This window comes from Kribbella orskensis (assembly GCF_004342085.1).
Lineage (GTDB): Bacteria > Actinomycetota > Actinomycetes > Propionibacteriales > Kribbellaceae > Kribbella > Kribbella orskensis.
Genome location: NZ_SLWM01000003.1, coordinates 407279 through 432293, shown reverse-complemented (window position 1 = coordinate 432293; position 25015 = coordinate 407279). Strand labels below are relative to the sequence as shown.

The 25015-nt window shown below is 68.4% G+C and carries 19 protein-coding genes; 12 read left to right on the top strand and 7 right to left on the bottom strand.

The genetic code is table 11. The features are described 5' to 3' along the window. Positions 1 to 103 precede the first annotated feature (103 nt). Together EV644_RS10920 and EV644_RS10915 are read left to right on the top strand one after the other, a co-directional pair. Positions 104 to 1234, top strand: coding sequence for a lipid II:glycine glycyltransferase FemX (locus tag EV644_RS10920; RefSeq protein ID WP_132191784.1), 1131 nt, complete (start codon positions 104 to 106; stop codon positions 1232 to 1234). A gap of 7 nt (positions 1235 to 1241) precedes the next feature. Continuing rightward, positions 1242 to 2243 carry an alanine racemase gene (locus EV644_RS10915; RefSeq protein WP_132191785.1) on the top strand — a complete coding sequence of 334 codons (1002 nt, stop codon included), beginning with the start codon at positions 1242 to 1244 and terminating at the stop codon, positions 2241 to 2243. A gap of 65 nt (positions 2244 to 2308) precedes the next feature. On the opposite strand, the gene EV644_RS10910 is transcribed toward EV644_RS10915, so the two are convergent. Continuing rightward, on the bottom strand, positions 2309 to 2692 hold the full coding sequence (locus EV644_RS10910) for a VOC family protein (RefSeq protein WP_132191786.1): 384 nt from the start codon (positions 2690 to 2692) through the stop codon (positions 2309 to 2311). Positions 2693 to 2817: 125 nt separating this feature from the next. Here EV644_RS10910 and EV644_RS10905 point away from each other — a divergent pair, with 125 nt between their 5' ends. Then, the gene (locus tag EV644_RS10905) at positions 2818 to 3549 is read left to right on the top strand and encodes a methyltransferase domain-containing protein (RefSeq protein WP_132191787.1); all 732 of its coding nucleotides are present in this window, start codon (positions 2818 to 2820) and stop codon (positions 3547 to 3549) included. On the opposite strand, the gene EV644_RS10900 is transcribed toward EV644_RS10905, so the two are convergent. Further along, complete coding sequence (locus EV644_RS10900; protein WP_199239740.1) at positions 3526 to 4806, bottom strand: MFS transporter; 1281 nt, start codon at positions 4804 to 4806, stop codon at positions 3526 to 3528. The two genes, EV644_RS10905 and EV644_RS10900, sit on opposite strands and share 24 nt — an antisense overlap. Positions 4807 to 4923: 117 nt before the next feature. Between EV644_RS10900 and EV644_RS10895 the strand changes: the two genes are divergently transcribed. Further along, on the top strand, positions 4924 to 5820 hold the full coding sequence (locus EV644_RS10895; protein WP_158292784.1) for a LysR family transcriptional regulator: 897 nt from the start codon (positions 4924 to 4926) through the stop codon (positions 5818 to 5820). A 3-nt stretch (positions 5821 to 5823) separates the two neighbouring features. On the opposite strand, the gene EV644_RS10890 is transcribed toward EV644_RS10895, so the two are convergent. After that, on the bottom strand, positions 5824 to 6981 hold the full coding sequence (locus EV644_RS10890; protein WP_132191789.1) for an NAD-dependent epimerase/dehydratase family protein: 1158 nt from the start codon (positions 6979 to 6981) through the stop codon (positions 5824 to 5826). Between the two features lie 147 nt (positions 6982 to 7128). On the opposite strand from EV644_RS10890, the gene EV644_RS10885 reads away from it, so the two are divergent. Next, positions 7129 to 7848 (top strand): class I SAM-dependent methyltransferase, encoded by a 720-nt coding sequence (locus EV644_RS10885; protein WP_241998875.1) that lies wholly within the window; start codon positions 7129 to 7131, stop codon positions 7846 to 7848. On the opposite strand, the gene EV644_RS10880 is transcribed toward EV644_RS10885, so the two are convergent. Both EV644_RS10880 and EV644_RS10875 read right to left on the bottom strand, forming a co-directional pair. Next, positions 7812 to 10052, bottom strand: coding sequence for a glycosyltransferase family 2 protein (locus EV644_RS10880; RefSeq protein WP_132191791.1), 2241 nt, complete (start codon positions 10050 to 10052; stop codon positions 7812 to 7814). The two genes, EV644_RS10885 and EV644_RS10880, sit on opposite strands and share 37 nt — an antisense overlap. Further along, positions 10049 to 10975 (bottom strand): NAD-dependent epimerase/dehydratase family protein, encoded by a 927-nt coding sequence (locus EV644_RS10875; protein WP_132191792.1) that lies wholly within the window; start codon positions 10973 to 10975, stop codon positions 10049 to 10051. The genes EV644_RS10880 and EV644_RS10875 overlap by 4 nt, the downstream gene beginning before the upstream one ends. Before the next feature lie 287 nt (positions 10976 to 11262). On the opposite strand from EV644_RS10875, the gene EV644_RS10870 reads away from it, so the two are divergent. Further along, a complete protein-coding gene (locus tag EV644_RS10870; protein ID WP_241998877.1) occupies positions 11263 to 15225 on the top strand; it encodes a GH92 family glycosyl hydrolase in 3963 nt (1320 codons plus the stop codon). A 274-nt stretch (positions 15226 to 15499) separates the two neighbouring features. Next, complete coding sequence (locus tag EV644_RS10865; RefSeq protein ID WP_132191794.1) at positions 15500 to 16774, top strand: transglutaminase domain-containing protein; 1275 nt, start codon at positions 15500 to 15502, stop codon at positions 16772 to 16774. On the opposite strand, the gene EV644_RS10860 is transcribed toward EV644_RS10865, so the two are convergent. Both EV644_RS10860 and EV644_RS10855 read right to left on the bottom strand, forming a co-directional pair. Continuing rightward, on the bottom strand, positions 16752 to 17942 hold the full coding sequence (locus EV644_RS10860; protein WP_241998878.1) for a mannosyltransferase family protein: 1191 nt from the start codon (positions 17940 to 17942) through the stop codon (positions 16752 to 16754). The two genes, EV644_RS10865 and EV644_RS10860, sit on opposite strands and share 23 nt — an antisense overlap. A 163-nt stretch (positions 17943 to 18105) precedes the next feature. After that, entirely contained in the window at positions 18106 to 20322 is a 2217-nt protein-coding gene (locus EV644_RS10855) for a transglycosylase domain-containing protein (RefSeq protein WP_132191795.1), read from the bottom strand. Between the two features lie 418 nt (positions 20323 to 20740). Between EV644_RS10855 and EV644_RS10850 the strand changes: the two genes are divergently transcribed. The 5 genes from EV644_RS10850 (at position 20741) to EV644_RS10835 (ending at position 24754) form a co-directional block, all read left to right on the top strand. Then, a complete protein-coding gene (locus tag EV644_RS10850; protein WP_132191796.1) occupies positions 20741 to 21322 on the top strand; it encodes a PadR family transcriptional regulator in 582 nt (193 codons plus the stop codon). Positions 21323 to 21332: 10 nt separating this feature from the next. Further along, complete coding sequence (locus tag EV644_RS10845) at positions 21333 to 22412, top strand: inositol-3-phosphate synthase (RefSeq protein ID WP_132191797.1); 1080 nt, start codon at positions 21333 to 21335, stop codon at positions 22410 to 22412. Positions 22413 to 22531: 119 nt separating this feature from the next. Next, positions 22532 to 23383, top strand: a complete 852-nt coding sequence (locus tag EV644_RS10840) for a DUF72 domain-containing protein (protein ID WP_132191798.1) — start codon at positions 22532 to 22534, stop codon at positions 23381 to 23383. 91 nt (positions 23384 to 23474) lie between these two features. Next, complete coding sequence (locus EV644_RS44465) at positions 23475 to 23651, top strand: hypothetical protein (RefSeq protein WP_158292783.1); 177 nt, start codon at positions 23475 to 23477, stop codon at positions 23649 to 23651. Next, entirely contained in the window at positions 23648 to 24754 is a 1107-nt protein-coding gene (locus EV644_RS10835; protein WP_199239739.1) for a hypothetical protein, read from the top strand. The genes EV644_RS44465 and EV644_RS10835 overlap by 4 nt, the downstream gene beginning before the upstream one ends. Positions 24755 to 25015: the final 261 nt, after the last annotated feature.

Sequence of the window (25015 nt, the reverse complement as noted above, 5' to 3'; positions counted from 1 at the left end):
CCCGGTACGACGCCGCCGCCCACCCCGCCGCGGCGTCGTACCGGTAGGTACAGCCGTCCGCTCGGCTACGGTCTGAGGCTCCGGGCCGGTAACCTGACCGACCGTGAGTGACTTGAGCATCCGGACCATCTCCGCCGAGCAACATGCCGCCTACCTGGCGGCGCAGCCGTCGGCGAGCTTCCTGCAGACCCCTGGGTGGGCGGCGGTGAAGAGCGAGTGGAAAGCCGAGTCGCTCGGCTGGTTCGATCCGGCCGCTCCGGATCAACTGGTCGGGGTCGCGCTGGTGCTCTACCGGCAGATGCCGAAGGTCAAGCGCTACCTGGCCTACCTGCCCGAGGGCCCGGTGATCGACTGGGACGAGATCGACCTCGGCCGGTTCCTGCGGCCGCTGGCGGCGCACACCCAGGAGCAGGGCGCGTTCGGTCTGCGGATGGGTCCGCCGGTGCCGACCCGGCGGTGGACCGCGAAGACGATCAAGGACGCGATCGCCGGTGGGCAGCAGCCCAAGCTCGGCGACGTCCGGCCCGACGTGATCGAGCCGTCGGGTGCCACCGTGATGGCCCAACTCCGCGCGCTCGGCTGGAAGGCCCCGAAGGTCGGCGAGGGATTCGCCGCGGGCCAGCCGCAGTACGTGTTCCAGGTGCCGCTGGCCGGCAGGAGCGAGGACGACCTGCTCAAGGGCATGAACCAGCTGTGGCGGCGCAACATCAAGAAGGCCGACAAGCTCGGCGTCGAGGTCAGCCTCGGTACGCCGGAGGACCTGAAGGCCTTCCACGCGCTGTACGTCGAGACCGCGGAGCGGGACCACTTCACCCCGCGGCCGCTGCCGTACTTCACCAAGATGCAGGCGGCGATGGCGAACCAGCCGGCCGGCGTCTGCGACTTCCGGCTCTACAACGCCTACCACGAGGGGGACCTGGTCGCCTCGACGATCTGGGTCCGGGTGGGCGGTCACTCCTGGTACTCCTACGGGGCCAGCTCGACCGCCAAGCGAGACGTCCGCGGATCGAACGCGATCCAGTGGCGGATGATGGCGGATGCGCTCGCCGCGGGCGCGTCCGTGTACGACCTACGGGGCATCACCGACACCTTGGACCCCGACGACCCTCACGTCGGGTTGATCCAGTTCAAGGTCGGCACCGGCGGCGAGGCCGTCGAGTATGTCGGTGAGTGGGATCTGCCGTTGAACAAGGCGCTCTACACCGCATTCGACCTCTACATGAGACGGCGATGAACCTGACATGCCCCTGATCCTGCACATCGACTCGGACCGCTGGCGCGATCACCTCCGTTCCACCTGGAACCCCGACATCATCCCGGTCGCCAAGGGCAACGGGTACGGCGTCGGCAACGCCCGGCTGCTGGCCGAGTCCCGCGCCCTCGGCGCGAAGACGGTCGCGGTCGGCACCTACAACGAAGTACCGCCGGAGTTCCGCGACGACGTCGTGGTGCTGTCGCCGTGGCGGCCGTTCCTGGAGATCCCACAGGGCAAGAACGTCATCCACACGGTCAGCCGGCTGGCCGACCTGGTATCGATCCCGGCCGGCAGCCGGGTGCTGATCGAGGTGCAGACCTCGATGCGCCGGCACGGCATCGGCGCCCGCGAGCTGCGGCACACGATGCTGCTGAACGCGCTGGACCGGATCAAGTTCGAGGGCTGGTCGCTGCACTTCCCGATGGGCGCGGGCGGCACGTCGGCGAACCTCCGCGAGGCGCAGGAGCTGGGCAAGGCCGCGCGGGCGGTCCGGCAGGGCCCGCTGTGGGTGTCCCACGTCCCGGCGCAGAAGCTGGCCGACATCGGCGAGGACGTCCGGCTCCGGATGGGCACCGGTCTGTGGCTCGGTGACCGCGGCGCCTTCACCGTCCGGGCCACCGTCCTCGACGTCCACTCGGTACGCCGGGGCGAGCGGGTGGGGTATCGCCAGCGCCGGGTGGCCGGCGACGGCCACATCCTGGTCGTCTCGGGTGGCACCGCGCACGGCGTCGGCCTGGAGGCCCCGACCGCGGCGGCCACGGTGCGGCAGCGGGCGATCGCGATGGCCAAGGGCAGCCTGGACGCCGCCGGGATGGCGTTGTCGCCGTTCACCATCGAGGGCAAGCAGCGCTGGTTCGCCGAGCCCCCGCACATGCAGGCGAGCATGCTCTTCCTGCCGTCCTCGGTGGCTCCGCCGGCGGTCGGCGACGAGGTGGGCGTGGACGTCCGGTTCACCACCACCGTCTTCGACAAGGTGTCGATGGACTGACGAGCTGTGCGGCGGTCACCTCCGCGGTGACCGCCGCAGGTCAGGTCAGGCAGGGGTCAGGTCGGTCAGAAGGCGACCGGCGAGGCGAGATCGACGATGGTGCCGTCGGGCAGCCGGAGGAACGACGACACCTGTCCCCACGGCTTCTTCTCCGGTTCCTGCAACGGCTCTGCTCCGGCCTCGACCGCCTTCCGGAAAGCCTCCTCGACGTCCTCGGACACCAGCGACAGCTCGAACACCACCTTGCCGGGCGCTCCGACCTCGTACTTCTCCGGCAGGTGGTACTGCCCGACCGGGTAGTCGGCGAACGAGATCTTGGTGTCGCCCCCGGTCTCGATCTCCCCGTACCCCTGGTCGTGGTACGTGCCCTTCAGCCCGAAGGCCTTCTCGAAGAACTCCACCGACGCCTTCGCGTCCTCGACGTACACGATCGTCTTCACGAACTTCACAACAGCCTCCGATCTCCAACCGGCCGGGTCGATCCCGCCACCCAGCCTGACGCAGGCGGCCCGAAATGTGTGACAAAGGCCGCCGGGGTTGACTTCAGGTCCACCTGAGGTTGCAGCGTGGTGCCATGGGTGAATTGACCTTCCTGGACCGGATCGAGCAGACGACCGGTGCGCTGGCACTGCGGGCCGAGTCCTACCGGCTGCTTGCGCTGAAGCCCGGCGACATCTGCGTCGACGTGGCCTGCGGCGCCGGACATGCGGTCTGCGAACTGACCCGAGCGCAGATCAAGACGATCGGCGTCGACGCCGATCCCGACGCGATCACCGTCGCCCGCTCCCGTACTCCGGACGCAATGTTTCACGTGGCACATTCCGATCAGTTGCCGCTGGAGGACGAGTCGGTCGACGGCTATCGCGCCGCCCGGCTATTCCACCTGCTCGCGGATCCCCTGCCGACGCTGCACGAGGCTCATCGGGTACTGCGGCCCGGCGGGCGGGCGGTGCTCGTCGGTCAGGACTACGGGTTCCTGCTGATCGACGGGAGCGACCAGGATCTGACCGACGTGGTGCTGCTCGGACTCGAGTCTCGCTCGGTGGCGCCTCGGGCAGCGCGGAGCTACCGCGATCTCCTGCTCGACACAGGCTTCCGCGACGCCGAGGTGCTCGTCCACAACGAGGTGATCACCGACCACCGGCTGATGGCCAAGCAGTTGGAAGGCGCCGCGGCGGCCGCGGTCGAGAAGGCGCTGATCACCCGGGACGACGCGTCCGAGTGGCTCGCCGACCAGGCCGACCGCGGCCGCCGCGACCGCTTCCTCGCCATCCTCCCGACGCTACTGGTCGCCGCGACCCGCTGAACCACCGACCAATCCGCCGCGCTGAGTTGCTCCAACGCGCTGGGTCGAGCCACCGCGGAGGGCGATCGCGACCGCGGCGATGGTGCCCACCGACAAGATCGTGGCGAAGCCGATCATCGCGGGCTTCAGAGCGATGTGCTGGATCACCAGGCTGAAGGCGATCGACGGCGCGCCCAACCCGAAGTACGCGATCACGAAGAACGCCGCCAGCACGCCCGCACGTGAGGCGGGATCGGCCGCGATCACCGTCTGCGTGACGGCGCTCTTGAAGAGTAGCCCCGCACCGGCGCCGGCCAACCCCGCCGCGGTCAGCGCCAGCCACAACGTGGGCCGGTAGAGCGATACGGCCGTCAACGCCAGGCCGATCGGGAAGAGCACCGTACCGATCGGCAGCACCTTGGCCAGGGGAGCCCGGCCCACCGCGAGTTGCGCGACCGCGGACGCGGCGAACGCCGTGAACGGCGCGAGCCCGGCAACGAAGTACGACGTGATGCCGAGTTCGCCCCGGACGATGATCGCGCCGAGCGACGAGAACAACCCCATCACGGCGAAGGCGAAGAAGCCCACGGCCGCGGCGGCGCCGAACACCGCGCCCTGGCCCGGCCGCAGCGCGAACCGCACCGGCCGGGACTCGTCCGCCGCCTCGGTGTCGACGGTCTCCGGGCTGGACAGCACGAGCCCGAGCAGCACCGCCATCAACGCCCCGAACACGACGTACGACGTGTGAAGTGGAGCGGGGCCCCACTGCGCGAGGGCTCCCGCTACCAGCGGACCCAGCGCGAGACCGCCGAGGTTCACGGCGGTCGCGACCAGCCCTGGCTTGGGCGACCCGACCTCCGCCGGACGGGCCTCGGAGTACAGGTCGGTGAGGTAGGCGGTCGCGGTGGAGGCCATCAGGCCGACGGCGACCCCGGTCAGCACGCGACCGAGGATCAGCCCGGGCAGGTCCGGCCAGACGGCCAGCACCACGGCGGACAGGATCCCGACCAGCAGCGCGGGCACGATGATCCGGCGCCGGCCGAGGCGGTCGGAGAGATGGCCGAGCAGGCGGAAACTGGCGGCCGCGCCGACCACCATCACCGCGAAGGCGACCGTCACCGTGGTCGCACCGAAGTGGTCTCGGGTCTGGTAGATCGACCAGAGCGGCGTCGGCACCGTGCCGAACGCCATCAGCGTCAGGAAGGCGATCCCGACGAACCAGAAGCCGGTCATGTGACGGCTCGCGGTGACGATCCGCGTCGTTGTTGCAGTACTCATCAGAGCCTCTCGGAAAGAAGTTGTCCTCCAGTGGCAACTGACGGTCCGAGAAGGCTCATACCAGCTTTACGGGACCTGGATTAGATGGATTCCATCTCTCAGAGAGATACTCAGAGGATGGAGCTGCGGCATCTGAGGCATTTCGTGGCGCTCGCGGAGGAGCGGAGCTTCACCAAGGCTGCCGCGCGCGAGCTGATCGTCCAGTCGGGGCTGTCGACGTCGATCCGCGCGCTGGAGAAAGAGGTCGGCGCGCTGCTGTTCGTCCGCGGTACGCGGCCGGTCCGGCTCACGGCGGAGGGAACGGCGCTGCTGCCGGCCGCTCGTCACACGCTCGACGCGGCCGAAGCCGCTCAGCAGGCGGTCCAGGATGCGCACGGAGTTCTCGCGGGCCGACTGCGGATCGGGGCACTCCAGACGAGCGGCCATTCCCTGCCGTTCTCGACCTGGCTGGCGGAGTTCGCGCTGGCCCACCCGGGGGTGGACATCTCGGTCCAGCAGCTGCCCGCCCTGCAGATGCTCGATCTTGTCGCGGACGGACGGCTCGACTGCGCGCTCGTCTCCGTCGTCGAGGATCACGCGCGGGGCCTGGAGGTGATCCCGCTGTTGGCCGAGCCCGTCCGCTTGGTCGTCTCGCGAGATCACCCGCTCGCGTCCGCGGAGTCCGTCACACTCCGGGAACTGGCCGGCGAGCGGTTCGTCGACCCGCCGGCGCAGTGGGCGATCCGGGTGGTGGTCGACGACGCCTTCCGCGCCGCCGGTCTCACGCGCCGGATCGCGTGCGAGGTCAACGAGTGGACCATGGTGCTCGAACTGGTCGCGGCCGGCGTGGGCGTGACCCTGGCGCCGACCGGATTCGTCCTGGCACCACGGGTCGCGGCCGCGGTCCGGCTCGTCGGTTTGACCGGGGTCGAGCTGGTCCGCCGCATCGATCTCGTGCTGCCCCAGGGCCACGCCGCCAGCCCGGCAGCGCGCCGCTTCTCGGAGTACGTCACCGCCTGGGCGGCGGGGCGCTGAGGATCAGCCGTCCTTGAGCCCGCCGCGCCAGCGGACCGTGGGCAGCAGGGCGCCCAGGTTCACCCGGTCCTTGTTGGCGGAAACGATGTCGAACATCGATTCGATCAGCGTCTCGGACAGCAGGTGCGGCTGCAGGCCGAGGCCGACCAGACCGGTGTGCTTGACGTTGTAGTAGTGCTCCGGCTGCTCGACGCGCGGGTTCTCCAGGTGCTCGACCTGGACCGGGCCGGGGAAGCACTCGGCCACCTTCTCGGCGATCTGGGCGACCGAGTAGCTCTCGGTCATCTGGTTGAAGACGCGGAACTCACCGACCTCGGCCGGGTTCTCCACCGCGAGCCGGATGCACTCGACGGTGTCGCGGACGTCCAGCAACCCGCGGGTCTGACCGCCGGTGCCGTAGACGGTCAGCGGCTCGCCGAGCACGGCCTGGATGACGAAGCGGTTCAGCACGGTGCCGAAGACCGCGTCGTAGTCGAACCGGGTGGCCAGCCGAGGGTCGCGCACGGTCTGCGGAGTCTGCTGACCGTAGACGACGCCCTGGTTGAGGTCGGTGACGCGCAGTCCCCAGACCCGGCAGCCGAACTCCAGGTTGTGCGAGTCGTGCACCTTGCTCAGGTGGTAGAACGAGCCTGGCTTCTTCGGATAGAGCATCCGGTCCTTGCGGCCGTTGTGCTCGACCTCGAGCCAGCCTTCCTCGATGTCGATGTTGGGCGTGCCGTACTCACCCATCGTGCCGAGCTTGACCAGGTGGATGCCCGGGTCGATCTCGGCCATCGCGTACATCAGGTTCAGCGTGCCGATCACGTTGTTCTGCTGCGTGTACACAGCGTGCTGCCGGTCGATCATCGAGTACGGCGCGGCCCGCTGCTCGGCGAAGTGCACGATCGCCTCGGGCCGGAACTCCCGCAGTACCCCGTAGACGAAGTCGGCGTCGAGCAGGTCACCGGTGTACGACGCGATCTCCTGTCCGGAGACTTCCTCCCAGGCGGCGATCCGGGTGTCCAGGTCCTCGATCGGGACCAGGCTCTCGACCCCCAGCTCCTGGTCGTAGCCGCGCCGGGCGAAGTTGTCCAGCACCGCCGTCTGATGCCCGTTGTCGGACAGATGCAGCGCTGTCGGCCACCCCAGGTAACCGTCACCACCCAGGACGAGAACACGCACGAAGCGACCACCTTCCGGACAGGAATGTTGCTTGTCCTGATCATGTGTACCCAACCCCGGCTTCAAACACCTTGCCGGAAGCTGGGAATCTCCTGTGAATAAGGTCGCACGGACCGCCGTCCGAGCGCACGGTGCAGAATGGGCGGGATGCCAGAACACACCGGAGCCTTCAGCGACGCGACCGGCCGCGACCTCGAGCAGGGCGGCGCCGACCAGCCGCGCTACCGCCGCTACCAACTGGATCTGATCTCGCCGCACTGCGGGAGCACGGTCCTGGAGGTGGGCGCCGGCCTCGGCGAGTTCGCCGCCGGTTTCATTGGTCTGGACCGGTTGGTGGTCACCGACGCGGACCCGGGCGCGGTGGAACTGCTGGCCGAGCGGTTCGCCGACCGGCCGGAGGTCGAGGCGCGGCAGCTCGCGCTGGGTGACGAGCTCAGCATGGACAAGCCGGTGGACTCGGTGATCGCGATCAACGTGCTCGAGCACATCGACGACGACGCGGGCGCGCTGCGCTCCCTCGCGGAACTGGTCGTGCCCGGCGGGACCATCGTGCTCTGGGTGCCCGGCTACCAGCAGCTGTACGGCGAGTTCGACCGCCGCGTCGGCCACGTCCGCCGCTACACCCCCGCCACCGTCAGTGACGCCGTACTGCGGGCCGGGCTGCAGGTGGAGCTCGCGAAACCGGTGAACCTGCTCGGCGGGATCGCCTGGTGGGCCGCGGTCCGCCGGGGCGGCAGTACCGCGCCGAATCCCAAGCTGGTCGCCATCTACGACCAGTTCGTCGTACCGGTGACCCGTGCCGTGGAGAGCCGCGTCCGGGTCCCGTTCGGTCAGACCGTCCTCTGCGTAGCCCGAGTTCCTTCGTGACCACCCACTGATTGGTTGCCGTACGCAAAGGGCCGCCGACGCAGTACGTATTCCCGCCACCAGGTAGTCGTCATCACCCGCGCGTAGTTGGCGCCGTACACCAGGCCCGGGCCCTTCTTGCTCGAGCCGTCACCACGCCGCCGCATCGTCATCGGCAGTTCGACCACTCGCGCGCCACTCGCCAGCACCCCGAGCAGCAGCTCCGACGACTGGTACTGCGGCTCCCGCAGCGTCACCGCGCAGGCCAGGCCCGCCCGCATCGCGCGGAACCCGAACGAGGTGTCGGTCAGCTTCCGCCTGGTCAGGATCGACGCCAGCGTGGCGAACACCCGTACGCCGACCCAGCGCAACCTGCTGTCCGCGTCCTCCGCGCCCAGTCGGCGTGACCCGGTGACGAAGTCGGCCTGCCCGTCCAGGATGGGCTTCAGGAGCACGTCGAGCTCCGAGTTGTCGTACTGCCCGTCCGCGTCCGTCGTGGCGACGTACTCCGCTCCGCCCTGGACAGCGAGGTGATACCCGAGCCGGAGCGCGGCACCCTGGCCACGGTTGCGGGGAGCAACACAGACGAACGCCCCTTGCGCGGCGGCGATCTCGGCTGTGTCGTCCTCGGCACCGTCCACAACCACCAGTACGTCGGCCGGCAGCCCCGCGCAGGTCTTCGGCATGTTCGCCAGCACCGGGCCGATCCCGCCGGCCTCGTTGTAGGCGGCAATCACCACGACCAGCGGAGCGAAGGCGGGGTCACCGTGCCGCTCGCGGAAGTCGTCCAGCGCCTCGGAGTCCACCGGGTCCGGGTAGTCGGCCATGGCCGGGCGTCCCTGGTCAGCGCCGAGGAGTGCACGCAGCCCGATCGCTCCCGCCAGCGGGAACAACACCAGGCCGGGCAACTGGTAGCGCCAGGAGAACTCGAAGGCGGCAGACCCGAGCAGAAGGATCAGCCCGGCAGCCACCGGCAGCAACGCGGCAGAACGGAGCCCGGACTTCTTGGCCCGGCCCAACCCCGCAACAGCGGCCAGCGCGACCAGTACTGCGAATCCCAGTGCCAGGCCGGAGGTGTAGCCGCCGTTCAGCTGGTAGGCCCGCAGGATCACGGCCGGCTCGTGGTTCACGTGCGGCGCGGAGCCGCCCCACTTCTCGGCCGCCTCGGCCGTGTTGGGGTCGGACAGGTTCGGGTAGCTGAGCTGGAACTGCCACCGATCCAGCGGTACGTCGTCAGGCGACGTGGTCCGGGTGGGAGCGAAGCCCTTCAGGAAGTCCTTGAAGGCCGCCCACGCGACGTCGAACGGTTGATGCCGGATCACCAGGGCGCTGAACTCTTCGGCCAACTGCTGCTTGGTGGTCCCCGGCGGCAACGGTCCCGGCCAGTTCGGGTCGCCGTAGTGGTTGTGCGCGTACTTGTCGACACCCAGGCGCTGCCCGAGGGGCTCCTTGGGGCAGAACAGCCGCGTGCCCTCGTTCAACGGCAGCTTGGCGCAGTCGGCCACCACTGCGGTCCGCCCGTAGAGCACCTGGTTCTCGGCGCCGGAGATGGCCCACTTGCCGGTCTCCGCGTGGAAGTAGCCGACATAGGCGCCGAACACCACAGCAAAGCCGGCCACCGCCGCCCCGACCCGCAGTACGAGCTGCGGCCAGGCCCTCAGATGGCGCCAGGCCGAGCCCACCACGACGAGGTAGAGGACGGTGGCAACGATCAGGGTCAGGCCGATCGTCCGTACTGCGAAGGCAGCGCCCAGGAGCAAACCTGCGAGCGCGGCACGCTTCCAGCCGGGCTTGCCCCAGCCGAGCAGGGTCCAGAGGATCCCCACGAGTAGAACGTCGAAGGTGGTCTCGGCCATGATGTTCTGCTCGATCTGCACCTGGTAGGCGTCGAGCAGGAGCGGTGCGGCGGCCAGTGCGGCCAGCCAGCGGTAGACGCCCAGCCTGCGGGCCAGGGCGTAGATGGCGATCCCCAGAGCCAGACCGACGAGGTGCTGCACGATCACGACCAGAGTCAGACCGCCGAGGTCGACCAGCGGGCGCAGTACGAAGTCGTAGCCGATCGGGTTGAGCTGGTCCGGCTTCAGGTGCTCCATGTTGTTCAGGTACTGGACCGAGTCGGTGTAGATGATCGCCGGCCGGTAGGCGACGGTCGCCAGCACCCGGAGGACCAGGCCGGCCGCCAGCAGGATGGCGAGGAGCCAGTGCGTCCTCAGAACCTTCTTCACTGCTGCTGGAAGTACTGCCACGTCCGGGCCAAACCATCCTTCAGCGAGACGGCCGGACGGTAGCCCAGCGTCTCGGCACTCGCGGACACGTCCACCACCACCGCCGGCATCTCCCCGGGCGGGGCCTCGATGTGCTCCGCCGGCACCTCCGCACTCGTCACGTCGCGCACGGTCTCGAGCATGTCGAGCACCGAGACGGAGTTCCCCGAACCGATGATCGCCCGGCCGTCGAACCGGTTGTCGAGCGCCTGCAGCACCCCGGCGACCACGTCGTCGATGAAGACGAGGTCCCGCCGCTGCAGCCCGTCGCCGTACACGCGAACGCCCTCGCCAGTGAGCGCGGCGCGCATCATCCGCGGGACGAAGCTGTCCTTGTGCGACATGCCCGGCCCGTACACGTTCGTGAACCGCAGCGCCGCCGTCGCCAGGCCGTAGCTCCCGGAGTACGCCGAGAGCAGCATCTCGCACGCCGCCTTGGTCGCCCCGTACGGCGTGAGCGGGCGCAGGGGCAGGTCCGCGGTGATGGTGGCGGTCCCGACGTCGCCGACCACCGCGTTGGTGGATGCCAGCACGAACTGGTCGACACCACTACCGCGGGACAGCTCCAGCAGCACCTGCGTGATCGTCACGTTCTCCGCGAACGTCCGCATCGGGGCGTCCACCGAGCGCAGTACCGAGGTGAGCGCGGCCAGGTGGATCACCGCGCGCGGCCGGGTCTCGAAGGCCGAGATGCAGACCTCCTGGTCGGCCAGGTCCCCGGTGATCACGGTCACGCCCTCGTCCCACGACGGGTCGGGCGGCTCGCGGTCCACCACGGTCACCGGCACAGCCCGCTCGCGCAGCGCGGCGACGACGGCCCGGCCGATGAACCCGGCTCCTCCGGTCACCAGCACCCGGTCGAGGTCCGAGTTCGTTTCAGCCATGTCAGCCAACCTACCGCCGGTCGCCCGGAACGACCGTTCGGCGTCTGATCGGGCGCTACGAGCGGACGGTGTGCGACGAAGCCTTGACCGCGGGTGACGATGGTGGGCAGGATCGGCCCCGACGCGTGCTGACAACCTTGTCATCGGGGCCGCGTAAACATCTCGGTGTGGAGGACCCTTCGATCCGGGCTCCTGGCACCGGTCTGTCCTGCTAGGAGCCGTAGATGAACTTCCGCCGCCCCCTGGGGCTCGTCACGTCTCTCGGGCTTGTTGTGACAATGACTGCCATGACGCAGCCAGCAAGCGCCGCCGTACCCGCCGAAGCACCGACGGCCCAGCCCGTCGCCGCCGGGTCCTCCTCCTTCTTCACCTCCTTCGAACCAGGCCAGCCGCAACCCGGCTACGCCGACGAGGTCGAGACCGGCCCGGACGGGGAACCGCGGGCCGGCGGCGTCGAAGGCCCGACGCCGACCGGGATCGGCGGCAGCGAGATGGACAAGGTCACCAAGGTGACCGCGAACGACGAGAACACCGGTGGCGGCGAGATCGCGACGAACGTGGCCGACGGCGACAAGTTCACCAAATGGCTGGTGTTCGAGCCGACCGGCTGGCTGGTCTACGAGACGTCGGCCCCGGTCACGATCAAGAAGTACGCGCTGACCTCGGCGAACGACGCCGACGGCCGCGACCCGAAGAACTGGACGGTGTCCGGCTCGAACGACGGCACCACCTGGACCACCCTGGACACCCGGACGGGCGAGGACTTCGAGAACCGGTTCCAGACGAAGGAATACACCTTCGGCAACGACACGGCGTACAAGTTCTTCAAGCTGGACATCACGCTGAACCACGGCGAGGACATCGTCCAGCTGGCCGACTGGTACCTGTCCAACGGCGCCCCGCTGCCGCCTCCCGGCGAGACCGCCGAGTCGCGGCTCGACTCGGGCCCGACCAGCGCGTACAACGCCCGCGCCCGGACCGGCTTCACCGGCGTGAAGTCCTTCCGGTACGCCGGCCACCAGACCGCCGAGGGCCGGGGCTTCACCTGGAACAGGATCGCCGACGTGGACCTGGAGGTCGGCAAGGACACCCGGCTGGCGTACAAGATCTTCCCCGAGCACGTCGAGGGCGACCTGAGCTACCCGAGCACCTCCGCGGCGGTGGACCTGGCGTTCTCCGACGGCACCTACCTGAGCGACCTGAAGGCGAAGGACCACCACGGCTTCCCGCTCAGCCCGCGTGGCCAGGGTGACGCGAAGGGCCTGTCCACGAACCAGTGGAACAACATCGAGGCCGACCTGGGCAAGGTGGCCGCCGGCAAGACGGTGAAGCGGATCCTGGTCGGCTACGACAAGCCGTCCGGCCCGGCGGACTTCCGCGGCTGGATCGACGACGTACGGATCAGCAAGGCGACGAACCCGGACGAAGCTGCCCGGAAGACCGCCGCCAAGCACCCGTCGGACCTGGCGATCACGACCCGCGGTACGAACTCCACCGGCGGCTTCTCCCGGGGCAACAACTTCCCGGCGACCGCAGTGCCGCACGGCTTCAACTTCTGGACGCCCGTCACCAACGCGGGATCGACCTCCTGGCTGTACGACTTCGCCAAGGGCAACAACGACCAGAACAAGCCGCAGCTCGAGGCGTTCTCGATCAGCCACGAGCCGAGCCCGTGGATGGGTGACCGGCAGACGTTCCAGGTGATGCCGTCGACCGCGGCGACTCCGACCGCGGACCGCGACGCCCGCGCCTGGGCGTTCAGCCACGACAACGAGGTCGCCCGGCCGTACTACTACGGCGTCACGTTCGACAACGGCAACGCGGTCGAGCTGACCCCGACCGACCACGCGGCGATGCTGCGCTTCTCCTTCCCGGCCGGCGAGGCATCGCTCATCTTCGACAACACCAGCAACCTCGGCGGCCTCACCCTCGACGCCGAGACCGGTGTGGTGACCGGCTACAGCGACGTGAAGAGCGGCCTGTCGACCGGCGCCGGCCGGCTCTTCGTGTACGGCGTGGTCGACCAGGAGGTGACCGCCAGCGGCAAGCTCGCCGACGGCGGCGGCGCGAACGTCGGCGGCTACTTCTCCTTCGACCCGAAGGTGAAGCAGGTGCAACTGCGGGTCGCCACCTCGCTGATCGGCACCGCGCAGGCGAAGAAGAACCTCGAGCTGGAGCTCGCCGAGGGCAGCAAGTTCGACAAGGTGAAGGCGGCTGCCCAGCAGGCGTGGGACGCCAAGCTCCGCACGATCGAGGTCGAGGGTGCCACCGCGGACCAGCTGACCACGCTCTACTCGAACCTGTACCGGCTGTTCCTCTACCCGAACAACGGCTCGGAGAACACCGGTACCGCGAAGAAGCCGGTGATCACCTACGCCTCGCCGACCTCCCCGAAGGTGGCAGCGGACACCCCGTCGACGACCGGCTCCAAGATCGTGGCCGGGCAGACGTACGTGAACAACGGGTTCTGGGACACCTACCGGACCGTCTGGCCGGCGTACAGCCTGTTAGCGCAGGGCGAGGCCGCCGACCTGGTGAACGGGTTCGTCCAGCAGTACAAGGACGGCGGCTGGATCTCCCGCTGGTCCTCCCCGGGCTACGCCAACCTGATGGTCGGCACCAGCTCGGACGTGGCCTTCGCCGACGCCTATCTGAAGGGGATCAAGGGCATCGACGTCCAAGCGGCGTACGACGCGGCCCTGAAGAACGCCGCCGCCCGGCCGCCGACAGAGAACGTCGGCCGCAAGGGTCTCGACCGCGGCGTCTTCAACGGCTACACCGCCAACACCACCGGTGAGGGCTTCAGCTGGTCGATGGACGGCTACATCAACGACCTCGGCATCGCGAACATGTCGAAGGCGCTGTACGGCGCCGCCAAGAAGAACGACCCGCGCAAGCAGGAGTACCTCGATAACTACGACTACTACCTGAACCGGGCCCGCAACTACGTCACGCTGTTCGACCCGGCGCTGAACTTCTTCCAGGGCAAGGGTCCGGACGGCGTCTGGGGCAACTCCCCCAGCACGTTCGACCCGCGCGACTGGGGTCACGACTACACCGAGACGAACGCCTGGAACATGGCGTTCTCCACCCCGCAGGACGGCGCCGGACTGGCCGCCCTGTACGGCGGTCGCGACGGCCTGGCGAAGAAGCTCGACGAGTTCTTCAGCACCCCGGAGGACGCGCTGCACACCGGCGGGTACGGCGGCACGATCCACGAGATGCTCGAGGCGCGGGACGTCCGGATGGGCCAGTACGGCCACAGCAACCAGCCGTCGCACCACATCGCCTACATGTACAACTTCACCGGTCAGCCGGCGAAGACCCAGGAGAAGGTCCGCGAGGTGCTGGACCGGCTGTACCTGGGCTCGGAGATCGGCCAGGGCTACCCAGGCGACGAGGACAACGGCGAGATGTCGGCGTGGTACCTGTTCAGCATGCTCGGGTTCTACCCGCTGCAGGTCGGCTCGCCGACGTACGCGATCGGTGCTCCGTTGTTCACCAAGGCGACCGTGCGGCTGGCGGACGGCAACAAACTGGTGATCAGCGCACCGAAGAACAGCGCGAAGAACCTCTACGTCAAGGGCGTCAGGGTGAACGGCAAGAAGTGGTCCTCGACCGCGCTGCCGCACTCGCTGATCGCCGACGGCGGCAAGATCGAGTTCGACATGACCGACAAGCCGTCCAGCTGGGGCACCGGCCGCAACGACGCTCCCCCGTCGCTCACCAAGCCGGGCGAGGACCCGAAGACCTGGCGCGACTCGACGGAGGACGAAGGCGCTGTCACTGCCGCCGGTGGGGTGGACGTGTCCGCGCTGACCGACAACGACTCGAAGCAGCAGGTCACGCTGACCGGGGCCACCCCGACGGTGACGGTCCAGCTGCAGCAGGGTCGCCCGGTCGCGATGTACAGCCTGACCAGCGGAAACACCGGTACTGCGCCGTCGGCGTGGGTTCTGGAGGGCTCCAACGACGGGACCACCTGGGCCACGGTGGACCGGCGTACGGGTCAGACCTGGGCCTTCCCGGCGTACACCCGGTCCTTCAGCGTCGTCGCGCCGAAGCCGTACACGCAGTACCGGTTGGTGATGACTCCGGCGGCGGGCACGAACGGCGTGACGCTTTCCGAGCTCGAGCTGCTCGGCACCTTGAAGGGAGTCGAGGCGGGCACTCACCCGAGTGACCAGCGGGTGGCCCAGACCAAGCCGAGCCCGACCCCGTCGCAGTCCCTCGACCGGAACTACGGCTGATCCTCGCGGCGTCTGCCGGCCGACTCCTCGGCCGGCGGGCGCCGTGGGTCTGTCCGGGCAAAAATTTCCGGCGGAACCTGCCCCTGAGAGGTTCCGCCGGACATTTGTGGTGTCGTGCAGAGAAGTGGAGGGGTGGCGACCCCGCCCGGCCTGCCACCCCAACACTCCTACTGACGAGCAAGTCCCACGATAGGTTGCCTTCCCACAAAACTGTCCACATCCCGGACGATCACCGCGTGGGCGGGACGACCCTCACCGGGCTGATGATGGCCGGGTGACCGAGCCTGTGAATGATCTGCCGTCGCGTGAGTTGGCTGACCTGCGGCTTCGGGCCGAGCAGTTCGCGCGGGATGAGGACGACCAGTCGCTGCTGGACCTGGTGGGCGAGTTGCGCGCCGACGAGCAGTGGTGGGCCCATCTCTGGGGGCCGGCTGCCGCGATCGCCGCGCGGCGCCTCGGGTCACCCGAGGCGGTCGGGTTGCTCGAGGAGAGCATCGCCGCCGGATTCAGCCAGCCGGAGCTGTTCGAGGGGGAACTCGAGAAACTGTTCGGCGTCGACGCCACCTGGCCGGAGTTGCAGCGCCGGATCCAGGCGAATGTGCCGCTGCCGCTCGTGGAGCTGACCGAGTGGCCGGAGCCTGGTCCGACCCTGCCGGTCGAGCTCTACCGGATCAGCCCGGAGCGCGAGGCGGCCCTGCTGGAGCGGCTGCCCGAGGCCTCGGGGTCGGCCTGGGAGACGGCCACCCGGCTGCTCGCCTGGGTGCACGACTCCTGGGCCCACGCGAACGACCACGTCGAGGACCCGGACGCGCTGGACGTGCTGGAGCGCGTGGATGCCGGCGCGCGGTTCGCCTGTGTCGAGTATTCGATCGTGCTCAGCCAGGCGCTGAACGCGGTACGGATCCCGTCGCGCCGGGTTGATCTGCGACAGCTGAACCACCACGTCGGCGTCGGCCGCGGCCACGTGGTCAGCGAGGCGTGGATCGACGACCTCGACCGGTGGGTGTTGCTGGACGGTCAGAACGGCTCGCACTGGACCGATGCCGATGGCAACCCCCTCGGCGTGCGGGAACTGCAGCGACTGGCCGCGGCCGGGTCCGCAGTACCGGCGTTTGTCGGGGCTGGTGCGGTGGAGTCGCTGACGGAGCAGCAGGCGGCGGGCTGGTTCACGTACTTCGCGTCCGCCACGACCACGGGATACACCTGGGCCGAGGGGTCGTTCGCGCCGGTCTTCCAGGCGATGCGAGCCATCCGTACTCCGAGGCTGCTGCGCGACGGCGATCTCGCCTATCCGCGGCTGTCGGCGATCACCACGGGCCTTGGCGGCACTGGGACCACGTCGACCGTGCGCTTCAGCCACTCCCATCCCTACGGCACGGGGATCCGGCTGCGCATCGGCACAGAGGTGGTCGACACCGAGGAGTGGACGCTCGACCTCACCCCCGGCGTCCACGAACTCGCCGTCACCATCGTCACGCCGTACGGCGAAACGGCGGCGCGGAGGTTCAGCTACCTGGTGCGGGAGGTCAGCCGGACCAGCGGCCCGTGAAGAAGGCGGCTGCCCAGATCGCCCCGAGGGGTATCGCCACGGCCAGATAGAGGCGGCCCAGCCACGGTCTTCGCTCCGCGAGCACCGCCAAGCCGATCCACAGTGGCCACCAGAGCAGCGTCGCGCGGGTCAGCGAGTAGATCCAGAACGAGGTGACGAACGCGGCGACCGTGCTCGCCACCCAGGCCGCCTCGCCCCAGGACCGGCGCCAGACCAACCAGACGAGCAGCACCAGGCCGACCACCAGCGCGACCAGTTCGGCCCGAAACATCCAGGTCCAGTCACTGCGATCCGCCGAGAAGTGGCCCTTGGTCGCGGCCTCCACCGTGTGGATCAGGGAGATCCACGGCTCGGTGAACTCGCGCGCCCACCCCTTCTCCTGCGCCTCCTGCCAGGCGAACCAGGAGCCGTGGATCTGCTTCAGGTACGCCATGAAGCCGAGCACCGGGATGGCCGGCACCGCGAGCCACGGGATGGAGAGCCAATCGCGCTTCTTGGAGGTCAGGAACTCGACCACCAGGGCGAAGGCGAGGAAGATCCCGGACACCCGGACGGTCGACGCCAGCGCGACGAAGATCGCCGCGCGCGCCCAGCGGCCCTGCCGCGCGGCGAGCCAGCCGGGGAAGGCGAAGGCGCAGAACAGCGCCTCCGTGTACGGCGCGGCCAGGAACACACCGACCGGCGCCGCGAACCACATCAGCGCCGCCTTCGGCCCGAGGTTCGCGAGCTGCGGGAACTCGTACTGCGCGAGCCGGGCGAGCGAAACTCCCGCGAAGGCGCTCGCGACCAGGGAGATCACGATGCCGCCCGCTACCGGGCCGATCCCGATCCAGCCGATCCAGCGCATCAGGAACGGCAGGCCGGGGAAAAACGCGGCCAGCGGCGCCCCGGAGGGTTCACCGTTGTTGTAGCCGAAGTCCGCGATCGCCTTGAAATGCCAGACGTCCCACTGCAGCCAGGCGCGCCAGACGTTCGGGTAGGTGTCGCCGCGGTTGAACAGCATCGGCGCGGAGATCGACAGGACGAAGATCCCGATCCGGCTGACCAGCCACCAGCCGAGCGTCTCCCGGGCCATCAGGTCAGGCACGAACTCCCGGAAACGACCAGCCTCCCGAGCGCGCCACGCCCCGCGCGGCGGGTCTTCCTCAGCCGCTCGCTCAACCACCACCAGGCGCTCGTTTCTGCGCACGGGCCGACCCGCACGCCCCCGATCGCCTCGCCGCCATCACATCCCCCATGGTGCCCCATCCGCGGTCGAACCCGACTGGTCGTCACCACCTCTGGTGACCGGAAACGAAGGCGGCACCCGGTGAGGGATGCCGTCTTCGGGGTCAGCCGTTGGTGGGGCCATCACTTGGTTGGGCCGGCGTAGGCGGTGAGGTGAGCGTCGGCCAGGGCGGTTTCGGCGTCCTCGTCCTCGTCGGCGTCCTGGTGGGCTTGGTCTCCGGCGTCTTCGACGGCGGGTCGCTCGGCGTGAACGTCGGCGTCGGCGGCGGCGTGTCGCTCGGGGGGTCCGGCGGCGGTTCGCTCGGCGTGAACGTCGGCGTCGAGGTGTCCTTGATCGAGTCCTCGTCCGGCTCGGGGAACTCGGCGTCCGGCTGTCCGTCGAGCGCCGGCTCCATGAAGGCCAGCCAGGTCTTCACCGGCCAGTTGCCACCGAAGAAGGCCTTGTCCGAGCTGTAGGGGTCGAGGTCGCCCTCACCACTCGCGCCGGCCCGGTAGAGCACCGCTGTGGACAACTGCGGCGTATAGGCGGCCCACCAGGAGGTCAGCGTGTCGTCGCCGTCCATGCAGCCGTCGCACTTGGCGTTCGCCGCGCGGTGCTCGAGGGCGACGCCACCGGCCGTACCGGTCTTGCCGGCCACCGGACGATCGAGCTCCTTGGCGTCCTCACCGGTGCCCTTCTCGACGACGTTCTGCAGCACGTAGTTGACCGTGTTGGCGACGTCGGCGTCGAAGACCTGCCTGCCCTGCTTGGCCAGGGACGTATCCGCCCACTTGGTCTTGTTGTCCAGACCCTTGACCGACTTGATCGTGTGTACCGGCATGAACTTGCCCCCGGCAGCGAACGTGGCGTACGCGTTCGCCATGTCGACCGGCGAGGCGTACGGGTCCGGTCCCAGCACCGTGGACGGGTTGTTGCGGCCACGCTCCAGCGCCGTCGTCTTCGGGATCCCTGCCAATTCGGCGGCGTCGACCACTTTGCCAGGGCCGTTGTCCATCTGCTTGTCGACCAGGTCGTAGAAGGCGGTGTTGATGGATTCCTGCGTCGCCTTCAGCAGGTTGACGTCGCCGTAGTCCTCGTCGAACTCGTTGTTGAGCTTGAGCCCCTGGACCTCGATCGGGCTGTCGCCCTGGAAGACGTCGTAGATGCTCCTGCCGTCCTTCAGCGCCGCGGCGAGCGCGAACGGCTTGAAGGCCGACCCCGGCCGGGCCTTCAGCGTGGCCCAGTTCAACTGGCTCTTCAGGTAGTCGGGTCCGCCGTACATGGCGACCAGTTCACCGGTGCCGGGCTTGACCGAGGCCAGGCCGACGTGGAGGTTCTGCCGCTTCTTCGGCAGCCGCTCGGTGCCCGCCTTGACGATGTCGTCCTGCAGCTTCTTGTCGAAGGTGGTGACCACCCGCAGGCCGCCGCCGCTGATCTCGTCCTCGGGGATGCCGACCTTCACCAGTTCCTTGCGGGCCATGTCGAGCAGGAAGCCCTGCGGACCCTTGAAGCGGTCGCTCCGCTTGGCCGTCACGACCTTGGGAATCTGCTTGCTGTACGCCTGCGCCTGGGCGTCGGTGATGGTGCCGGTCTGGCGCATTCCGTCGAGCACGTAGCGGTAGCGCTCGAGGATCCGCTTCTTCGTGGTCGGGGACGTGTCGTACGGATCGAACAAAGTCGGGTTGTTGAGCACCGTGGCGAGCAGGGCCGCCTGCGGAACGGTGAGCTTCTGCGGGTCGCCCACCCCGAAGTACGCCTGGCCGGCCGCGGAGATGCCGTACGCGCCCTCACCGAAGTAGATGGTGTTGAGGTAGCCCTCGAGGATGCTCTTCTTGTCCTCCGAGCGGCTCAGCTTGGTGGCGATGAAGAGTTCGGAGAACTTCCGGGAGAAGGTCCGCTCCTGGGTCAGGTACATGACCTTCACGTACTGCTGGGTAATCGTCGAGCCACCCTGCAGCTGCTCGCCGCGGGCGATGTTGAACGCCGCGCGGGCCATGCCCGACGGCGAGATGCCCGGGTTGGTCCAGAAGGTCCGGTCCTCGGCCGCGATCACCGCGTCCTGGACGTGCTTCGGGATCTTGGCCAGCGGGAGGGAGCGCCGGTTCTGCTCGTAGAACGTGCCGAGCACGGTCTTGTTGTCGGAGTAGTAGACCGTGGTGGTGTTGGTCGCGAACTCCTTGTTCGGGTCCGGGATGTCCGTGGTCTGGTACCCGATGAAGAAGATGGCCGCAGCCCCGATCACTCCGAGGAAGAACAGTGCCAGCAGCCAGCCCGCGATCCTCAGTGCCCAATGTTTCTTTGCGCGCGCACGGGAAGGGGCCTTCCTACGAGCTTCACTCACAGTGCAATCCTCGACGATCTCGCTGAAGTCATTGCGACCCAGAGTACGGGCGATGTGGTAGCGCTCCCTATTCCGCCTGGATCGTAGCGGCTCGGGCGGTCACCCGCACCGCTCAGCCGGTCACGTGCGGCGCAAGGAAGGTCACGGCGAGCAACGCGGTCGGGAACAGGCCAGGAACATGGTGAAGGTGTAGCCCAGGTCAGCCATGACCCTCCGCTCTCGCGCCGCGACTCCGTGTCAGCTGGTTAACGCAGGACAGCGCCTGACGTAACGGTTTCGGCCCGGCTAGGCGTGACGGACCTGACAAAGTCCACCTTTGTCAGCAGTTGTGGACGGGGATCGCCCTGCTTACAGTGGCAATGCGATGTATCGAACCGATACATCACGTCATGACAAACCAGGTCGAGGGAGGTGGGTCATGGGAAACCGCACTGGTGTCCTGGAGCTCGCCGTACTCGGCCTGCTGCACGAAGCGCCGATGCACGGTTACGAGCTCCGCAAGCGCGTCAACGCCCAGTTCGGCTGGGGACGCGTGCTGTCGTTCGGGTCGCTCTACCCGTGTCTGAAGGCGATGCTCCGCAACGGACTGATCTCCGCCGACGCCGGGACGCCGGACGCCGGGCGGAGGCAGAAGATCGTCTACACGATCACGGCCGACGGCAAGGACCACTTCGCGAGCGCGATGAATGACGCCGGTCCGTCGGCGTGGGAGGACGACACGTTCGGCGTCCGGTTCTCGTTCTTCGGCCGGACCGATCCGGCCACCCGGTTGCGCATCCTCGAGGGCCGCAGGGCCCGGATGGAGGAGCGGCTGGCCAACTTCCGGGCCGCGATGAGCCGGACCGCGGAGCGGGTCGACGCGTACACCCTCGAGCTGCAACGGCACGGCCTGGAGTCGGCCGAGCGCGAGGTCCGCTGGCTGAACGAGCTGATCGACGGTGAACGACGCCAGCAGCGGCCCCCTGACACGCACCAACCGCCTGCAACACCCCCCAATTAAGGAGCTCCAGATGACTGCGATCCGCGTAGCGATCGTCGGTGTCGGCAACTGCGCCAGCTCGCTCGTCCAGGGCGTGCACTACTACCGCGACGCGAAGCCCGAAGAGCGCGTGCCCGGTCTGATGCACGTCCAGTTCGGCGAGTACCACGTCCGCGACGTCGAGTTCGTCGCCGCGTTCGACGTGGACGGCAAGAAGGTCGGCCTCGACCTCGCCGACGCGATCGGCGCCAGCGAGAACAACACGATCAAGATCTGCGACGTGCCGCCGGCCGGTGTCACGGTGCAGCGCGGTCACACCCTCGACGGTCTCGGCAAGTACTACCGCGAGACCATCACCGAGTCCGAGGCGTCGCCGGTCGACATCGTCGCGGCACTGCGCGAGGCCGAGGTCGACGTACTGGTCTGCTACCTGCCCGTCGGTTCGGAGCAGGCCGCGAAGTTCTACGCGCAGTGCGCGATCGACGCGAAGGTCGCCTTCGTCAACGCGCTGCCCGTGTTCATCGCCGGCACCAAGGAGTGGGCGGACAAGTTCACCGAGGCGGGCGTGCCGATCGTCGGCGACGACATCAAGTCGCAGATCGGCGCCACCATCACCCACCGGGTGCTGGCCAAGCTGTTCGAGGACCGCGGCGTCACCGTCGACCGGACCTACCAGCTGAACGTCGGCGGCAACATGGACTTCAAGAACATGCTGGAGCGCGAGCGGCTGGAGTCCAAGAAGATCAGCAAGACCCAGTCCGTCACCTCGCAGCTGGTCGACGACATCGACCCGCGCAACGTGCACATCGGCCCGTCGGACTACGTGGCCTGGCTGGACGACCGCAAGTGGGCCTTCATCCGGCTCGAGGGCCGCAACTTCGGCGACGTCCCGCTGTCGCTGGAGTACAAGCTCGAGGTCTGGGACTCGCCGAACTCGGCCGGCATCATCATCGACGCGATCCGCGCGGTGAAGATCGCCAAGGACCGCGGCATCGGCGGCCCGATCCTGTCCGCCTCGTCGTACTTCATGAAGTCCCCGCCGGAGCAGTACGCCGACGACGTCTGCCGCGACCTGGTGGAGAAGTTCATCAAGGGCGAGGTAGACCGCTGACCCAGGCCGCCACCGCAGCCTGAGCAGCACGGAGCTCCCGCCGCCGGACTATCCGGCGCGGGAGCTCCGCCAATACCGGTCACTCGTCCATCAACCTGAAGGCCCACTAGGTTTTCCCCATGCGGCTTCACGTGGGATGCGCGATGTGGACGCACGTACCGTGGCAGGGCCGCTTCCTACCGCATCCGCTACCACCCAAGGAACGCCTCCACGCCTACGCGAGCTGGTGCAACGCCGTCGAGGGCAACACCACCTTCTACGCCACGCCCGCCCGAGCAACCGTCGAGATGTGGGCCGGCCAGGTCGAGCCGGAGTTCCGCTTCGTCCTGAAACTCCCGAAGGTCATCACCCACGAGCACCGCCTCAACAACGTCGACCAGGAACTGCGGACCTTCCTCACCGCGATGGAGCCGCTCGGTCCGCGGGCCCATGCTCTGTGGATCCAACTCCCGGCCTCGTTCGCTCCAACCGATCTGGGTGCACTGGCCGCCTTCCTGCATCAGGCCCCGACCGGCTTCCGCTACGCAGTCGAAGTACGGCATCCGGCATTCTTCGAAGAAGAGCGTCCGGCGTGGCAACTCGAGCAGGTGCTTGCGCGAGTGGGAGCCGAGTGGGTTCCGTTCGACACGGTGACGCTGTTCCAGACTCCGGCGACCAGCTACGGCGAGCGCGAGGCCTGGCTGAACAAACCGCGGGTGCAGCGCCGGACACGCGCGCTCACCGGGTATCCGATCGTGCGCTACATCGGCCGGGACGACGTCGACGTGACGATCAAGGGCTGGCAGTACCTCGCCGACCAGGCCGCTTCGTGGCTGCGGGAAGGTCGCTCGCCCACGATCTTCCTTCACACCCCCGACAACGCCGAGTCCCTGGCGCTGGCTCGTCGGTTCCATGACGACGTCCGGGTCCGTGTGCCGGAGCTCGATCCGCTGCCCGAGCCGATCCCGGCCGAGCCGCCGACGCTCTTCTAGAGGCGTTATCCACAGGCAGTGAATCCGCGGCTGGGCGGCGGGTGCATCTCCTTATGTTCTCCGGCGAGGAACAACTCTCGGGAGGACAGCCATGGACCAAGACCGCAGCAAGCCCACCAGCGCGACGGACGACCGCTACGAGCGCACCCAGGTACTGATCGCCGATCTCCGCCGCCGCGCGGAGACCTGCGAAGACCCACGCGAACAAGCCAACCTCCGCCGCTCAGCCGACTCCCTCGTCCGCCTGGCCACGGCGCTCCGCCCATGACGGCGGCCCAGACATCAGCCACTCCGACTTCGTTGGCGGAGCTGCTCGAACAGCACGCCCAGGCAACCGTCCACATCAGCGGCGCCGAGCAGACCGCTTGGAGCGGCAAGGTCGTCGAAGCCGGCGAGGGCATCCTCGGCCTGGCGCACTGGGACGGCACCCTCCACCTGGACCGCGAATGCATCCTGAACCCACTGGAGGAGATGTACGACCGCTCCGGCTACCCACACTCCGACGCAGACCTGATCCGCTACCGCGAAGCTCTGGTCACCCTCCTACACGAGCAGTCCCATTTCCTCGGCCCGGTCGGCGCCACACAGGAGGCAGCCCGGGCGGCCTTCAAAGTCCCCGGCAGCCGCCACTTGGAAGAGGGCGTCGCCGAAGCCTGGGCACACGACCACCTGAACGATTACATCCGCCACCTCGGCATCGACAAGGTTGCCCCCGGCATCACCACCGTCCGCAGCGAACCCTCGTACGCCGCCTTCGTCCCAGCCGTCCGCCTACTCACCAATGACATAGACCGTCAGGCCAATCTCCCTCACGGCGAGACCCTGCACCGCCTGAACCGCCAAACCGCCGAACACCAATGGCCGGTCGCAGTAGACCTCATCTACCGCTCTACCCGCCTCCCCCACCTGGTCCCTCCAGATCAACAACCAGGAGTCCGCTTCCACCTGGAGAAGGCCCTCCGAACCTCCTTCCAGGCCCTGGAAACCTACGAACCCTTCCCCCGAGGCTTTGCCTCCTCCCGCTCGCACTCAGCCGGCACCCGAATCCTCACCCTCCTGCACAACAACCTCACCATCACCGAATCCCACTACACCCCCACCCACCATCGCCCGACTACCAAGGCGGCCACCTCCGAGGCCCCCGCCACGAAGCCAGCCGTCCCCGTGGTAGCCGTCCCCGAGTCAGCCACCGTCAAATCGCCTACTCCCAAGCCCATCCACCAAGATCCCCAAGCCGCCTTCCACCAAGCCCTCTCCGGCCTGGCCCCACCAACCCCATCCACCCATGACCCCACCAACCGACCCCAATTCCAAGCCCCGCCCACCCAACAACCCCCACACCGGCCCGCGCCCTCACCCCCAACTCGCTAGCCCACCCAGACACTCCACCCCCGAATCCGCGGCAACCCACCAATCGCCACGCTCGACCCCGAAACAACTCTCCAGCGAAACTTCCTGACCGACACGGGCGCAGCAACCCCATGCCAGGGGCAACATCACCGATGCACACCACCAGATCCCGCTGTGCCACGCGCCCGGCAACGGAGGCCAGGTCGGCGCTTTCTCGGGGCAGCTGGCTTGACCGGGCGGCATGCCTCAGGCGCCTTGTACCGCAGGGGTATCTCGGGGCCA